This window comes from Microcystis sp. M144S2 (assembly GCF_020246065.1).
Classification (GTDB): Bacteria; Cyanobacteriota; Cyanobacteriia; order Cyanobacteriales; family Microcystaceae; genus Microcystis; species Microcystis ichthyoblabe_A.
Map to the genome: position 1 here is coordinate 14,306 of NZ_JADBTR010000100.1, position 14,899 is coordinate 29,204.

General features: G+C 42.2%; 15 protein-coding genes and 1 tRNA gene. 7 read left to right on the plus strand and 9 right to left on the minus strand.

The genetic code is table 11. From position 1 onward, the window contains the following. Window positions 1-236: 236 nt before the first annotated feature. On the minus strand, window positions 237-2,222 hold the full coding sequence (gene dndD, locus IM462_RS12225) for a DNA sulfur modification protein DndD (protein WP_287703765.1): 1,986 nt from the start codon (window positions 2,220-2,222) through the stop codon (window positions 237-239). A gap of 372 nt (window positions 2,223-2,594) precedes the next feature. Between dndD and IM462_RS12230 the strand changes: the two genes are divergently transcribed. Both IM462_RS12230 and IM462_RS12235 read left to right on the plus strand, forming a co-directional pair. After that, the gene (locus IM462_RS12230) at window positions 2,595-4,238 is read left to right on the plus strand and encodes an alpha-keto acid decarboxylase family protein (protein WP_287703767.1); all 1,644 of its coding nucleotides are present in this window, start codon (window positions 2,595-2,597) and stop codon (window positions 4,236-4,238) included. 144 nt (window positions 4,239-4,382) lie between these two features. Beyond that, on the plus strand, window positions 4,383-5,756 hold the full coding sequence (locus IM462_RS12235; protein WP_287703775.1) for an IctB family putative bicarbonate transporter: 1,374 nt from the start codon (window positions 4,383-4,385) through the stop codon (window positions 5,754-5,756). Window position 5,757: 1 nt separating this feature from the next. Here the strand turns inward: IM462_RS12235 and IM462_RS12240 are convergent, their stop codons facing one another. Further along, window positions 5,758-6,681 carry an AAA family ATPase gene (locus tag IM462_RS12240; protein ID WP_287703769.1) on the minus strand — a complete coding sequence of 308 codons (924 nt, stop codon included), beginning with the start codon at window positions 6,679-6,681 and terminating at the stop codon, window positions 5,758-5,760. Between the two features lie 254 nt (window positions 6,682-6,935). Here IM462_RS12240 and IM462_RS12245 point away from each other — a divergent pair, with 254 nt between their 5' ends. Together IM462_RS12245 and IM462_RS12250 are read left to right on the plus strand one after the other, a co-directional pair. Next, a complete protein-coding gene (locus IM462_RS12245; protein WP_002761128.1) occupies window positions 6,936-7,454 on the plus strand; it encodes a hypothetical protein in 519 nt (172 codons plus the stop codon). Between the two features lie 6 nt (window positions 7,455-7,460). Next, window positions 7,461-7,733, plus strand: a complete 273-nt coding sequence (locus IM462_RS12250) for a hypothetical protein (RefSeq protein WP_043997626.1) — start codon at window positions 7,461-7,463, stop codon at window positions 7,731-7,733. Here IM462_RS12250 and IM462_RS12255 read toward each other — a convergent pair. From IM462_RS12255 to rplS, 7 genes are all read right to left on the minus strand, one after another. After that, window positions 7,730-8,653, minus strand: coding sequence for a bifunctional riboflavin kinase/FAD synthetase (locus IM462_RS12255; RefSeq protein WP_287703778.1), 924 nt, complete (start codon window positions 8,651-8,653; stop codon window positions 7,730-7,732). The two genes, IM462_RS12250 and IM462_RS12255, sit on opposite strands and share 4 nt — an antisense overlap. A gap of 142 nt (window positions 8,654-8,795) precedes the next feature. Continuing rightward, the gene (gene rplA / locus IM462_RS12260) at window positions 8,796-9,509 is read right to left on the minus strand and encodes a 50S ribosomal protein L1 (protein WP_194014296.1); all 714 of its coding nucleotides are present in this window, start codon (window positions 9,507-9,509) and stop codon (window positions 8,796-8,798) included. A 55-nt stretch (window positions 9,510-9,564) separates the two neighbouring features. Next, complete coding sequence (rplK, locus tag IM462_RS12265) at window positions 9,565-9,990, minus strand: 50S ribosomal protein L11 (RefSeq protein ID WP_002735897.1); 426 nt, start codon at window positions 9,988-9,990, stop codon at window positions 9,565-9,567. Between the two features lie 3 nt (window positions 9,991-9,993). Further along, window positions 9,994-10,611 carry a transcription termination/antitermination protein NusG gene (nusG, locus tag IM462_RS12270; RefSeq protein WP_287703771.1) on the minus strand — a complete coding sequence of 206 codons (618 nt, stop codon included), beginning with the start codon at window positions 10,609-10,611 and terminating at the stop codon, window positions 9,994-9,996. Then, on the minus strand, window positions 10,608-10,844 hold the full coding sequence (gene secE / locus IM462_RS12275; protein ID WP_002737505.1) for a preprotein translocase subunit SecE: 237 nt from the start codon (window positions 10,842-10,844) through the stop codon (window positions 10,608-10,610). Before secE ends, nusG begins: the two co-directional genes overlap by 4 nt. A gap of 124 nt (window positions 10,845-10,968) precedes the next feature. Continuing rightward, window positions 10,969-11,041 (minus strand) — tRNA-Trp (locus IM462_RS12280). A gap of 101 nt (window positions 11,042-11,142) precedes the next feature. Then, complete coding sequence (rplS, locus tag IM462_RS12285) at window positions 11,143-11,505, minus strand: 50S ribosomal protein L19 (RefSeq protein WP_002738040.1); 363 nt, start codon at window positions 11,503-11,505, stop codon at window positions 11,143-11,145. A gap of 485 nt (window positions 11,506-11,990) precedes the next feature. Here rplS and IM462_RS12290 point away from each other — a divergent pair, with 485 nt between their 5' ends. From IM462_RS12290 to IM462_RS12300, 3 genes are all read left to right on the plus strand, one after another. Then, window positions 11,991-12,413 (plus strand): Het-E N-terminal domain-containing protein, encoded by a 423-nt coding sequence (locus IM462_RS12290; protein ID WP_287658530.1) that lies wholly within the window; start codon window positions 11,991-11,993, stop codon window positions 12,411-12,413. A 26-nt stretch (window positions 12,414-12,439) separates the two neighbouring features. Then, on the plus strand, window positions 12,440-12,802 hold the full coding sequence (locus IM462_RS12295) for a coiled-coil domain-containing protein (RefSeq protein ID WP_002763821.1): 363 nt from the start codon (window positions 12,440-12,442) through the stop codon (window positions 12,800-12,802). Between the two features lie 65 nt (window positions 12,803-12,867). After that, the coding region (locus IM462_RS12300; RefSeq protein WP_287703773.1) for an nSTAND1 domain-containing NTPase at window positions 12,868-14,899 on the plus strand (2,032 nt) is incomplete at its 3' end.

The following is a 14,899-nucleotide window of genomic DNA, read 5'->3' on the forward strand; positions in this document are numbered from 1 at the left end:
AATGGTCAAGTTAGAAAGTAAAAAGTTAAAAAGATAATTGCTCTGATTGCCTCTGCCTTAATAACTAAGTAGCTAGTTATAATTAAATTGAATATGGCACCCCCCTTAATCTCCCCTTGATAAGGGGGGTGCTGATCCCCCCAAAAGCTTGGATTGACTGATAAAATCGAAAGTAATACCCGATGTCTCAAGTTAATCGGGGGAGGATTTTTGGGGAATTTATCTCAGTCATAATTTTACCAAAAGTAGCGGTCGGGGTGAATAGTGGTTTGACGTTGTTGGGAATTGTATTCTAGCAGGTATTTTCTGGCGATTACTTCCTGTTCTTCTAATAAGAGTAGCTCATTTTGTCCGATTTCTGTATCGGTAGAAAGGAGGATGACTTGAGAGGAAGCAGCGGGAAAATAACGTTCAACTAAATTATGGCGATGGGAAGAATCTAAGCGTCCGAGGGGTGTATCGATAGCGATGGGTAAATCTCGTCCGGAGACTCGCGCTAATCCCCACAAAAAAGCGATCGCTAATAGTTGTTTTTCTCCGGCAGAAAGACGGTGTTTAGGCACATTTTGTCCATCGGGACCAAAGAGAGATAGACCAAAAGTATCGGCATCGATCGCTATTTTCTGAACTAGATCGGACTTATGCAATAAATAACGAAAACATTCCGCCACTTCTCCCTCTAATCTATTTAATTTTTTTAAAGTTAAGCGTTCTTTAAATACTTTTAAAGTTTGCTGTGCTTTGACAATAGCATTGACGATATGTTCGTTACTTTGCGATTCTAAAGCTTTCTCACTATAGGCAAATAATTCTTTTTTAGTTTTCTCAATTTTCTTTTTGATTTCCTCATAATTTTTGTGGCTTTGCTCGTATTCCGCTTGAGCATTTAGATACTTTTTTTGAGCAGTTTTTAAGTTATTACTCAGGGTTTCGTATTCTTCGGGAGAGGCTGCTACTGCTAATTCTCGCTCTAAATTATCTAAGTCAGCTTCCAGATTTCTTAATTGTTCTATTGCTTGATGAGCGAGGTTAATTTGTGCCGGTAATTGATGGGTTAAGACTCGATTTAATAACTCGATCGCCTCCTCGTCTAAATCTAAGTAAGGAGTAATCAAAGAATCGCCATCCTCAGCTAAAAACTGATTTTCTTGCTGTAAAAATTCTCTAATATTGTCTAATTGTTCTAAAGTTAAATTCAGTTGTTCTAAATAAGCAAGTAACTTTTTATCTCTGGATTCTAAAACCGATTGAGCGACTTGAGACGATTGAAATTTTAGCTCTTTTTCTCCCTGAATTTTAGCCGCTTCTAGGAGAGGAAAAATTAACTTTAATGGTAAAAATTCCCCCGCCAATTGACCTAAATACTCTCTCTGTTTATCTAACTTTTTATCTAAATCCTTTTTTCTGCTCTCTAATTGACTTCTTTCGGCGGCAATTTTCCCGCCATCAATACGAAATTTATCCGAGACTGCATCAAAATCATTTCTAACCAAATCTAAATTTTTTTGTTGAGTTTCCATCTCTTGCCTAGCCAATTCTAAATCTTCTTGGTACTGGGCTAATTTTTTCTCAATAGCTTCAATAGTTGCCAGTTCATTTTCTGCTGCTAATAACCGGCGCTTGCGACTAGCTAAAATATCGAGATCAACTGCTAATCTTTCCGCTAATTCTAACCCTAATAAAGTCTGCATCGAATCCTTAACGCTGTCAGGAGGTACATCCTGTTCTGCCAATTCTTTTACCTGTTCCCCATCAAATAAAAAGAGGTTAGAAATACCCAAAGGTAATAAAGTTTCAATATATTCATCCCAAGTATTAGCTAAGGCGGGATCGGGCCAATCTTCATCTAAAATACCGAGGGTATCCTTACCATCTTTAGGCTGTTTTGTCCAGTACCTAACGATACGATATTGTCGCCATTGTTCATTAACTAGATGTTCAAAAGCCAGTTCTATTCTAGCCTGATCGATGAGGGAAGCTTGATTATTAACTGCTTGACTGAGAAACTCGGCATAACTTAAATTATTGCGAGTAGAACACTTTGCCCGCGCACCGTACAAAGCCAAACGAATCGCATCCATTAAAGTAGTTTTACCGCCCCCATTCATGCCTCCTAAAAGGATAATCGGACAGGGATTGTTATCTTTTTCAGGACGTAAATTAATCACTTGACGACCGGCGTAGGGACCGAAATTTTGCAAAACTAATTCAGTAAAAATCATTAACAGTCAGCCTTAGTTAAGTCGAAAGTTTTAGGGAATCTCCTGTGAAAATTATACCTGAAAAAGTACCGCAGATATTTTTTATACCCAAGAGAAAAACCCTAGATTTTATACTATAGCATTGATCACCAGTGCCTAGATATAATTAGATGGGCGTAAAAAACTCTAAGATCTCCCCGCCTGTCGGCACCCCCCTTATTAAGGGGGGCAGGGGGGATCGAGTGCAAAACCTATCTTCTATTTAATTGCAAACAGCTACTTAATTAGAGTCTGCTGATTTTTACTTTCTAGTTCATTACTGGACATTAGCCTATTTTTTTAAAAAATCGCTATGATCGGCGTGAAAGTGCCAACATAGGGGAGAAAATTGCTATGATCACCATCGGCGAATATTTATTCCAGCGTCTCCATAATTTAGGGGTTAATCATATTTTTGGGGTGCCGGGGGATTATGTCCTCGATTTGATGGATGTTTTGGTGGAAAGTCCGATCGAATTAGTTTGCACCTGTAATGAGCTTAACGCAGGTTATGCCGCCGATGCCTACGCGCGAGTCAAAGGTATGGGCGCTGTCTGTGTCACCTACGGAGTCGGGGGATTTAGCCTTGTTAATGCTGTGGTCGGTGCTTACGCTGAAAGAGTTCCCTTGGTGGTAATTAGTGGGGCTTCCGATCGCTCGATTCGCCGGGATAATTTATTATTACACCACACCACGGGCGATTATAATCTGCAATTGTCCATCATGGAAAAAGTCACGGTTGCCTCGGTTATTCTCACTAATTCTGCCCAAGCAGCCAGTCAAATCGATCAAACTTTAGCCGCTTGTTTGCATCACAAACGTCCCGTGTATATCGAAATTGCCCGGGATCTAGTCTATCGTCCCTGTATCCCCTCAGAAAAGCCAATTTATTTAACCGATAATCTCACGGATGCCGCCGCTTTAGAAGAAGCCATTGAAGAAGCGGCTTTTTTATTAGAAAAAGCGGAAAAACCAATTATTTTAGCAGGGGTAGAATTCCATCGGTTTAAACTCCAGGATAAGTTGCTGAAACTTTTAGAAGTAACGGGTTATCCCTTAGCCACCACTATTTTAGGTAAGTCGTCAATTTCGGAAATGCATCCGCAATTTATCGGCACTTATGTGGGGGCATTAAGTCGCGAATACGTTAGTCAACGGGTGGAAAATGCCGATTGTGTCCTCTGTTTAGGGGCGATCATGTCCGATATGAATTTAGGGGGATTTACGGCTAATTTAAATCCCAATAATTTGATTAATGCCAATTCCGAGAAGGTAAAAATTAAACATCACTTCTATCAACCAGTATTTCTAGGGAATTTTATCGATGGTTTAATTGATAAGCTAAGTCACAAAGAAGCGGCTACACTAGAGATTAAACCCGCGGCCGAATTGAAGGATTTAGAATTCCTACCCGTGCCAGAGCAAAAATTAACTAATGCTCGTTTTTATGAGCGAATGAATCATTTTATCGCTCAAGAATCTTTTGTTATTTCCGATACAGGGGACGCAATTATTGCCACAATTGATTTATTAATGCCACAAAAAACCGACTTTATCGGTCAAGCATTTTATCTCTCTATTGGTTATTCAATTCCCGCCTGTTTAGGAGTAGCTTTTGCCGCACCCAATACTCGTCCTATCGTCTTTGTGGGGGATGGTGCTTTTCAAATGACTGCCCAAGAACTTTCGACAATTATCCGTCACCATCTCAATCCAATTATCTTTTTAATTAATAACGACGGTTACACGATCGAGCGGGTAATTCAGGATAATATTTATAATGATCTACAACCGTGGAAATATCACCAATTACCGGCAGTATTTAACGGGGAAAGTTGGAGTTGTCAAGTCAGGACAGAAGGGGAATTAGAAAAGGCTTTATCGATTGCCCAGGGTAACATCGATCGCCTATCATTTATTGAAGTACATCTCGATCGTTTTGACTGTTCCCAAGGCTTAACTCGTTTAGGTCAAGCTTTACGTTCACCCCATACTTAGACTGGTTATGCTATCCGGTTTTGACTGTGTGAAGCTGCCCTAAGACACCAGACTGAAACTCTTTTCGCTCCCAAGAGTCAACAATTAAGATACAATCGGTATCTTAATCAAAGTTTGCCGGTGACAACCGCAACTAAAAACCATATGAATGCTTTTTGGAAACAAATCACCCTACTGAACTTTTCCCCCGCTTCTTGGTCAAAATATAGCTATCTGCATCGTTTCGTCGGCCTTTTTAGTCAATGGCGACAGGGTAGCCGGTTTGTGGAGTGGACAGAACTGATGGGTGCGCTGTTAATCTCTCTCCTTATCGCCACTGCGCCGTTTTTCTCCACCAGTCAAATTGGTTTTTTATTGTTAGCAATAGCGGGTTATTGGCTACTCTTAACCCTTGTGGATGAAGGCAAAATCGGGGTGACACCGATTCATATTCTAGTGCTTTTATACTGGGGAATTGCCACGGTTTCTACGGCTTTTTCTCCCGTTAAAACCGCAGCTTTGGAAGGATTAATTAAATTAACTCTCAATCTAATCTTTTTTGCTTTTACCGCCCGAATCATGCGATCACCACGCCAGACAAATTGGATTCTGACTACTTTAGTTTTAACCGCCTTAGCAGTCAGTGTTTACGGCATTCGTCAGCAAATTTTTGGTGCGGAACAGTTAGCAACTTGGAACGATCCCACTTCAGAATTAGCGGGAGATACTAGGGTTTATAGTTATCTCGGTAATCCTAATTTATTAGCTAGTTATTTATTACCCGGTATTGCTTTTAGCGGTGCAGCCTTGTTTGTGTGGCAGGGATGGCTACCGAAAATTTTAGCGGCTTTATTAACTTTAGCCAATGGTGCTTGTTTATTTTTTACCGAGAGTCGTGGCGGTTGGATTGGTTTGATGGTCTTAGGAATTGTCTTCTTATTGCTATTATTTTATTGGTTCAAAAGTTATCTACCGTTATTTTGGCAAACATGGCTTTTACCCTTAGTTTTAGGGGGTTTAGCCGTGGTGGTTTTAGGGGCGATTTTATTGGTGGAGCCGCTGCGAATTCGGGTGATGAGTATTTTTGCTGGCCGGGAAGATAGTAGTAATAACTTTCGGATTAATGTTTGGGATGCAGTTATCCGAATGATTCAAACTTATCCGCTTTTGGGCATCGGACCGGGTAATGATGCTTTTAAGAAAATTTACCCCCTATTCATGAAGCCAAAATACACGGCTTTAAGTGCCTATTCTGTGCTATTAGAAATCATGGTAGAAACGGGAATTATTGGTTTTACCTGTTTCCTCTGGTTATTAGTTACGACTATCGGCCAAGGCATCCATCAAATTAAACTTTTACGCGATAAAATGGATAGTCAAGGCTTTTGGTTAATCGGGGCAATTGCCGCTATGGCCGGAATTCTTGCCCACGGTTTCTTTGATACAGTTTGGTATCGTCCCCAAGTTAGCACCCTATGGTGGTTAGTTTTGGGTTTAATTGCTAGTCGTTGTTATTCCCCCGCTAGAGGTTTAAAGTAGTTCAGGCACAGATGCGATCCTCGATCGCCACCGATTGCAGAAGTCTTTCCACGATAACTTTAGCTTGACGACCGTGACTAGGAATCAGACGATGGCAGAAGACGTAGGGAGTAATCAGCTTAACATCATCGGGGATAGCATAATCGCGACCTTCGAGGAAAGCGTAAGCTTGAACTGCTTTTTGCAAAACCACACAACCCCGGGGACTGACTCCTAAACTAATATCTTCATGATCACGGGTAGCGCGGACTAAATCGACGATATATTGCTGTAAAGCAGGAGCTACCTTGACCAGACTGACTAATCTTTGCAATTCTCCCACCTGTTCTAAGGAAATACAAGCTTCTAGGGATTTAACCGTCTCTTGAGAATGCTGTCTTTGTAACATTTTTAATTCTTCTGCTGCGCTGGGATAACCCAAACTCAGGCAAACGGCAAAACGGTCCATTTGTGCTTCTGGAAGCGGAAAAGTGCCTTGATATTCGATCGGATTTTGGGTGGCGATAACAAAGAAAGGTTGGGGGACCGGCCGCGCTTCTCCATCGACGGTAACTTGTTTTTCTTCCATGACTTCTAGAAGTGCCGATTGGGTGCGCGGAGTGGCCCGGTTGATTTCATCGGCCAACAGGACGTTAGCAAAAGCGGGGCCAGGGATAAATTCAAATTCGCGACTGTTGGGGTTCCAAATCGTCGTTCCCGTGATATCACTGGGGAGGAGGTCGGGGGTGCATTGTACCCGTTGGAAACGACCGTTAATTGAACGCGCTAAGGATTTAGCTAACAGGGTTTTGCCGACTCCGGGTACATCTTCCAGGAGAGCGTGACCACCACTGAGCAAAGCCACCAGCACAATGCGAATCGATTCGGTTTGGCCGACGATGCTCTGGCTCAAATTTTCCATCAAAATATCAATAGCGTCTCTCATAGTACAGATGGGGTATTTTGTCAAGAAGATTAATGTTAAGTTTTTTTGATCTTAACGATTCTTTTCCTAATTTGCCCACACTAGCAAGAAAAGTTGACAGACAATGGCGGGAAATTTTCTACTAGGGAGCTAATCGGGGTTAGGGTGGCGAGCAGGGAGAAAATTAGTTAAGAATTGTTGCCAGTGGGCGAAATCAAGATTTTAAGTCGGTTCAGTACGGTAAAATCGAGAAGAATTTCTCTTAATCAGTGAAGATGAAAGCCAGTTCACTCGTTTTTAGTCTTGTTTTAGGAATCGCTGCCAGTACATTAACCAATAGTTTACCCGAAAATTTGACTTTCAATTCTCGGAAAATATTGGCTCAAGATCAGGCTCCTTCCTGTCCCCTTCCTCCAGATCTTGCCATCACTTTTCGCAATAGTGAATGTCAGGCAATTACCCTAGAAAAACCCCAGACTTTCTTCCGTTATTATAGTGACGAAAATTACAAAAAAGGTCGTTTTCTAACCACGGATCAATATACCACCAATGTGGAGGTGATCAGAAATTTAGCCCTCGATCAAAAGTGGAATCCTCCCAATCAAGCGACTAAAGTAGTATCGGTGACTTTACCTGCGGGAACAACGGTTTATCAAGGAATTGTTGCCCCCCAGAATCCGGCTGATTGTTATCCCGGTGGTGGTCAGCAAACTTTTATTAAAGACTCGCGAGATGCCAATATACAATGGGGAGAGGGGCGAGCAATAACGGTTACATCTCTTTCCTGTCGCTAGAATATTATGGAAACGAACATGAGGGAATTAATTCAATCAATTGACCAAGCTATTACCGTGGCCGAACAGATGCGGGAAACAAAAATATCGACTCGGATTGAGGGTTTAATTTCTGTCCTGAAAACCATCAAAAGTCAGGCGTTAGCTGGTCAATTACCACCGTCTCAAGGCATTGTTACCCTAGGATTAGCGCGAGAAGTAGCTGATTGGATCGATTCCCTCGATTCTCCTTTATTGAAAGCGGTGGGTAAAGTGGAAAGAGAATACCAAAAATATTAGCAGTTGTCAGTTACAGAAGTTAGAATTAATCGAGAGCGATCGCAGTCTATCTCGATCTGATTTTTTAATCGATCGAGAGAATTAAATTTTTGTTCTGGTCGCAGAAATTCCACTAAATCCATCGTTAAAATGCGATCATATACATAGCCCGACCAATCCAATAAATGGATTTCCACACTGATAGTTTTTCCCTCGATTGTGGGACGATAACCGATGTTCATAACTGCCGGTAAGCGAGAACCATCGAGATGCACCCAACCGCAATAAACCCCGAATCGCGGCAATAATTTATCGGGAGGAACCTGTAGATTAGCGGTATGAAAACCTAATGTTCTGCCCAGTTGTTGCCCGACGACCACGCGACCGGTTAAACTATAGGGACGACCTAACATTTGCCCGGCTTGCTCAACGTTTCCCGCTGCCAAAGCTTGACGAATTAGGGAACTACTAATCCGACCCGCCCCACAGTTTTTTAAACCAACAATCTCGACTTTAATATTAAATTGAGAGGCGATCTGTAATAAATCTTCGGCTGTACCTTGACGACGATAACCGAAGCGGAAATCTTGACCAACACTGATCGATTTAGCCTGTAATTTTGCTACTAAAATCTGTTCGATAAAAGCCAAGGGAGTCAGGGAAGCTAATTGAGCAGAGAAAGGCAGTAAAACTAATTGTTTAACGCCTAAATTCTCTAAAACCTCCACCTTTTCCCCTAGAGGAGTTAATAACTGCCATTTTTCCCCCGTAAAAAATTCCCGCGGGTGGGGAGTAAAACTAACAACGGTGGGATAAGCGGATTCATCCTGAAAAATTGGCTGTAGGACGGTTTGATGACCTAGGTGCAAACCATCAAAGTTACCAAGAGCGATCGCACTAGGGGCTAAAATACGGGTATTAGGGGAATCTACAATCCACACGCTGGCTTTAAGAACAGATACAAGAGAACAATTCAAGCGATTAATCTTGAGTGTAGCCTTTTGATTCTATATCAATCGGGCGATCAAGCCAAAAAAACACCCCCAATCCCTTGGAGGCTTTTTCAGAGAAAAATAACTGTCATTAACCTTCTGCTAATTTCAGATCCCGCAGGGCGCTAATATCCACTTGAATCGATGGCCCCATGGAGGAAGAAACGTAAACCGTGCGCCAGTAACGCCCCTTGGCCCCGGAAGGCCGGTTTCTGTCCACCGTTTCCTGTAAAGCTTTCAAATTGACTAACAGATCCTCAGCACTAAAAGAAGCTTTACCAAATTGAACGTGAACGATCCCAGTGCGATCGGCCCGGAATTCTAATTTACCCGCTTTAAACTCAGAGATCGCTCCCGTTAAATCCGTGGTTACGGTTCCCCCTTTCGGTGAAGGCATTAAACCCCGTGGACCGAGTTGACGACCTAATTTAGCCACCTTCGGCATCATATCGGGGGTGGCGATCAAAACCTCGAAATCCATCATCCCCTTGGCGATTTCTTCGATTAATTCTTCCGAACCAACGATATCGGCCCCGGCGTTGTTCGCTTCCTGTACCTTTTCCCCGCGAGTAATGACCGCTACTCGCACCGTGCGTCCGGTTCCTTTGGGTAAACTTACCGTTGTCCGCAGTTGTTGGTCGGTATATTTAGGATCGATGCCTAAACGAATATGAGCTTCGGCGGTTTCGTCGAATTTCGCCGTCGCTAATTCCTTTAATAATGTTAGTGCCTCTAATGGCTCGTAGGCTTTATTTTCTACCTTAGCCTGGGCATCTCGCAAACGTCGTGAAACTTTTTTTACCATCTGATTTGTTGCTCCTTGGGTAATAACGAAGCTTAACTTCTCCCCGTAATAAGATTTAGTCTGAGATCTTGACACCCATATTTCTGGCCGTTCCCGCCACAATATTCATGGCCGCTTCGATGTCGTTAGCGTTAAGATCGGGCATTTTAGTTTGGGCGATTTCGCGTAATTGGTCGCGGGTAATGGTGGCGACAAATTTCTTGTTAGGTTCGTTGGAACCTCTTTCCACACCAGCCGCTTTACGGATGAGAACGGAAGCGGGGGGAGTTTTGAGGACAAAGGTAAAACTCCGATCCTCAAAAACGGAGATTTCCACAGGGATGATCATCCCGGCCTGATCGGCGGTTTTAGCGTTGTAATCTTTACAAAACGCCATAATATTTACCCCGTGTTGACCCAAAGCAGGACCGACCGGAGGAGCAGGGTTAGCCTTACCAGCAGGTAAAGCTAGTTTAATAATTGCGACGACTTTTTTAGCCATGATTTAGTTTTGTTTTTCGACTTGATTAAATTCCAATTCGACCGGGGTATCCCGACCAAAAATGGAGAGCAGGGCCTTGAGTTTGCCGCGCTCGGGACTAACTTCGATCACTTCCCCTTCAAAGTCCTTAAATGGACCGGATAGAACCAAGATTTGATCGCCAACTTCCATATCGATTTTGACGACGGGTTCTTGAATCTGAGCTTGTTTGAAGATGCGATCGACTTCTGACATACTCAAGGGTAGCGGGGTGACGTGACCGCGGCCGCGTCCGTAGTGCCGTTTTTGTTCGGCCCCGACAAAGTTGATCACATGGGGGGTGTTTTTCACCACCTGCCAAGCATCATCATCCATGATCATTCTGATCAGGACATAACCCGGGAAGACTTTTTCCTCGCCGTGTTGCCGTGAACCATCCTTGCGGACTTTGACGGTGGCCGCTTGGGGAATCTGGACTTGTAGAATGCGATCGGCCACATCGAGGGTGTGGATGCGCTGTTCCAAATTAGCTTTGACCCGTTTCTCACAACCGGAAGCCACCTGCACGGCATACCAACGGGGTTTTTTCGGTAGGCCGCTAAGATTGAGTTCTTCGGGAAACTGCTCTTCTTCTAGATTCATGGGAACACCTTCCCCGCACCCCAGGCAAAGAATTTATCGATTAGATAGATGAGAGTGGCTACTAAAGTCACCATTAACATCACCGCCGCCGATTCGCTCAAAAGTTGCTGACGGGAAGGCCAGACGACTTTGGCGAGTTCTTCTTTGGTTTCATTGACGAATTCCTTGACCTGAAAGGAGCTTCCCTCTTTCTTGTCGCTCGCGTCTTTTTCTAGGGTTTCTTTTTTGGCCACGATCGCTACTCCTTAAAATGATACTCAAGCTATCCTTAACTTATCATTTTCACCGGACAACCCACACTAACCCCCAGACATTTAGATTATGTCCTTTGCAATTATCGGCTTGGTGATTACCAAACGCGCCCTGGAGGACTTGAACCCCCGACATCAGGTTTTGGAGACCTGCGTTCTACCAACTGAACTAAGAGCGCCCATTCGCTAAACTATTGGGCTTTTTTAAGGCCTTTATTTATTATAGCGTAGTTGTTGGCGATTAAGCAACTTTCTTGGTTAGGCTGTCGCCGGAAATTTTTTAGAGGGGGCGATCGAAACGTTCTTGGACCCTGGTGGCTTTGCCAACCCGATCGCGCAGGTAGTAGAGTTTCGCCCGACGTACTTTACCACGACGGATGATCTTGATACTGGCAACCCGGGGCGAGTGGAGCAGGAAAACTCTTTCTACTCCCACACCCTGGAAGACTTTGCGTACTGTAATCGTTTCGTTGATACCGCCATGGCGTTTGGCGATGACAATACCCTCGTAGGGCTGAATCCGCTCTTTATCTCCTTCAACGATTCGCACCCCTACCCGGATCGTGTCACCGACATGGATAATGGGCAGATCGCTCTTGAGATACTCGGCTTCGATTGATTTGATAATCTCTTCCGTTTTCATCGGCTTTCGTAAAACTGACAATTTACTATCATACCATATTTTTTTAAGTACAGCCTTTCTCGTCTAAATGAAATATGCTCTAAACGGGATTAGGGACTTGCGCTTTGATAATGTATCTTTTGGGCGAACGCAGTTCGCCCCTACATTGTGGACAAAATCCGTTACTGTAGAAGTGCCAGGAACCTGCGCCCTCCGATCGCTCAAGTGTGCTGATCACCCTAAGTAGGGGGAAGTCCTTCGAGAGTCCCCGCAGCTGAGGGACTTACGCTTTGATAATATGCTATCTGGCTGGTCTGATTCTTCTACAGAGCGATTTTCTGGCTGGGATATTATTCCCAAGCAAGTCCCCTAAGTCCAGCTTATAGTAGTAGCCAACAACCCCGACGAGCAAGCCATTTGCGCCCAATACCTGCGCCATAATCGCGTCAGATACTTTGCTTTGATCTAAGATTGAGTCAGCAATATCTAATTTGGAGTCTCAGGCAATGGAACCAATTTCTCTAATTCTCGCTGCGTTGGCTGCTGGTGCGGTTGCTGCTGCTAAGGATACGGCAGGAACAGCCGTTAAGGATGCTTATGAGAGTTTAAAAGCGTTGATTAAGAAGAAATTTGCAGAAAAAGGGAAAACAGATGATAGTGATATCGTCGATAAACATGAGAAAAAACCAGATTCAGAGGGGGTAAAAACACTGCTCAAAGAAGAGTTACTTGAAGCAAAAATTGATAGAGATGCAGAGGTTATTAAGACAGCAGAAGCATTACTCAAGCAATTAAAACCTGAAGAATTTGCCGCAGGTAAGTATAATATTAATGTTGGTGGTGATATTAAAGGAATGGTGGGAGATGGTACTTTTAAGGGAATTGCAGGAGATATTAGTGGTGGAAATATTAGTCAGAAGATTAATTAGTTGAGAATTATTTAGGAGGGAAATTTATGTCAATTACTGTTGAGGTAGAACTTAAAGATTTTCTAATTCAAATCAATCAAAAGTTAGACAATCTTCAAAAAGATGTTACTGATATTAAGATTGAACTTAGTGAAGTTAAAGGTGAAATTAAGCGTCTGGAGGAAAAAATCGATGGTGTCGAGAAGCGTCTGGAGGAAAAAATTGATGGTGTCGAGAAGCGTCTGGAGGAAAAAATTGATGGTGTCGAGAAGCGTCTAGAGGGAAAAATTGATGGATTGGAAAAGCGCTTAGAGAATCAAGAGTTTGTCAGTCGAGGGATTTTAGTCGCTTTAATTGTAACGATTTTAGGCGGTTTGGCTAAATTGTTTGGTTTAGTAGGAAGTCCTTAAAGAGTGCTAATTCTAAAACTGCAATTTAAATTTAACTTTAAAAGAATAATTTTGGGGTAGCAAAAATGACTGATAAAAGTTATTATTCAGAAATAGGAGGTGATGTTAAAGGTCTTATCGGTGATGGTGAATTTAAGGGAATTGCAGGTGATATTAGTGGCGGTGTAATCAATCAATATATTATCACCCAAAAGTCAGGAGTTGAGATTCAGGCTCAAACTTTAATTACGGGTTCACCTTATTTGGGTTTAAGGAAGTTTGAGGTAGATGATAAGGATAGGTTTTTTGGGCGAGATAATTGGATTATTGAGTTAACTGATTATTTAAAGCAAAAGAATGTTTTATTGCTTTTAGGTGCGTCGGGAAGTGGTAAGTCTTCTCTAGTTCAAGCGGGTTTAATTCCTAAGTTAAAGGATAATTTTGGCGCGAATAAATTGGTTAATTTAACTTTTGTTCCTGATGTTAATCCCTTTGAGTCTTTTTATTGTCTTTTAGGGAATAGATATACACAATCCCAAGCAAAGTTAGCACAAGCTGTTAAGGAAGATACTTTAATTAAGGTGGTTGAAGGATTAAAAAATAATTCTGATTTATGGTTTATTTTTATTGACCAATTTGAGGAATTATTTACTCGTACACCGAAGACAGAAAGGGATATTTTTATTAAAAGTTTGGTTAATTTAATTCAAAATAATAATAGTTTAGTTAAAATTGTGATGACGATAAGGGCGGATTTTTTAGATAAATTAAGTCCTTATCCCAGTTTAGGAAAAATCCATGATCAGTATAGCAAGATGTTAACAGATATGGATGAAAGTGAGTTAAGATTAGCTATTGCTGAACCGGCGGCGAGAAATGGGGTAATTTTTGAACAGGGATTAATTAATCAAATTATTGCCGATTTTTATGAACAGGCTGGCTCTTTACCTCTGTTACAATATACGTTAGATTTATTGTGGGAAAAAAATCATATTCAAGAGCGGATTTTAAATATTAAGACTTATCAAGAGATTGGTGGGGTAACGGGTGCGCTAGAAAAACAAGCGGATAAAATTTATGGTAAATTTAATGAACAGCAAAGGAAAGCAGCAGAGGAAATTTTTCTAGAGTTAATTAGTTTAGAAGAGAAAGAAGCGGTTAGCAGAAGGGCGGATAAATCGAGTTTTGAACAGGAGGAAATGCAAAGGGAGGTTCTCTATCAATTAATAGATAATCGTCTTTTGGTGAGTAAGGGAGAAGACGGGAAAGCAACGGTTGAGGTAGCGCATGAGGCGTTATTACGTTCTTGGAAAGTGTTACAGGATTTAATTCGAGAAAAAGAGGAGATAATTGTTCTCAGAAGTCGTTTATATGCTGATGCTAAACAGTGGGATGATTTACAGAAGCAAGATGCAGTAAAAGCGAGTAGTGAGCTTTGGGGAGGTTCTAAGTTAGCCAAAATTGTTGAGTTTCAAAAGAATAATTCTCTGCCTAATTTAGATCCTGTGGCGATTGAGTTTATTAAGGCGAGTATTAGTCAAGCAGAACGACAAAAAAACGAAAAAATTAGAACAGCGCGAAGGATTGCGGTGGTTTCTTTGGTGGCGGTGGTGGTTAGTAGTAGTTTGGGTTGGATGGCTTGGCAAAAAACCAGACAAGCAGAATTTAATCAAGCTGAGTCTCTTGGTAGATATTCCTTATCTCTATTGAATGAACATAAAAACTTGGAGGCTTTCGTCGAAGCGATTAAAGCGGGAAAAATTCTACAAAAGCAGCAGACGTACAACAAGGAGGTGACTAATGCCTTACAGGAACTTCTCAACCGCAAAAGTGAACGCAATCGCTTAGAGGGGCATGATGACTTTGTCCAGAGTGTTAATTTTAGTCCCGACGGCAAGACTTTGGTGAGCAGTAGTGGTGACAACACCATCAAACTCTGGAATGTAGAAACAGGCCAAGAAATCCGCACCCTCAAGGGGCATGATAGAGATGTCATAAGCGTTAATTTTAGTCCCGACGGCAAGACTTTGGTGAGCAGTAGTGGTGACAACACCATCAAACTCTGGAATGTAGAAACAGGCCAAGAAATCCGCACCCTCAAGGGGCATGATAGAGATG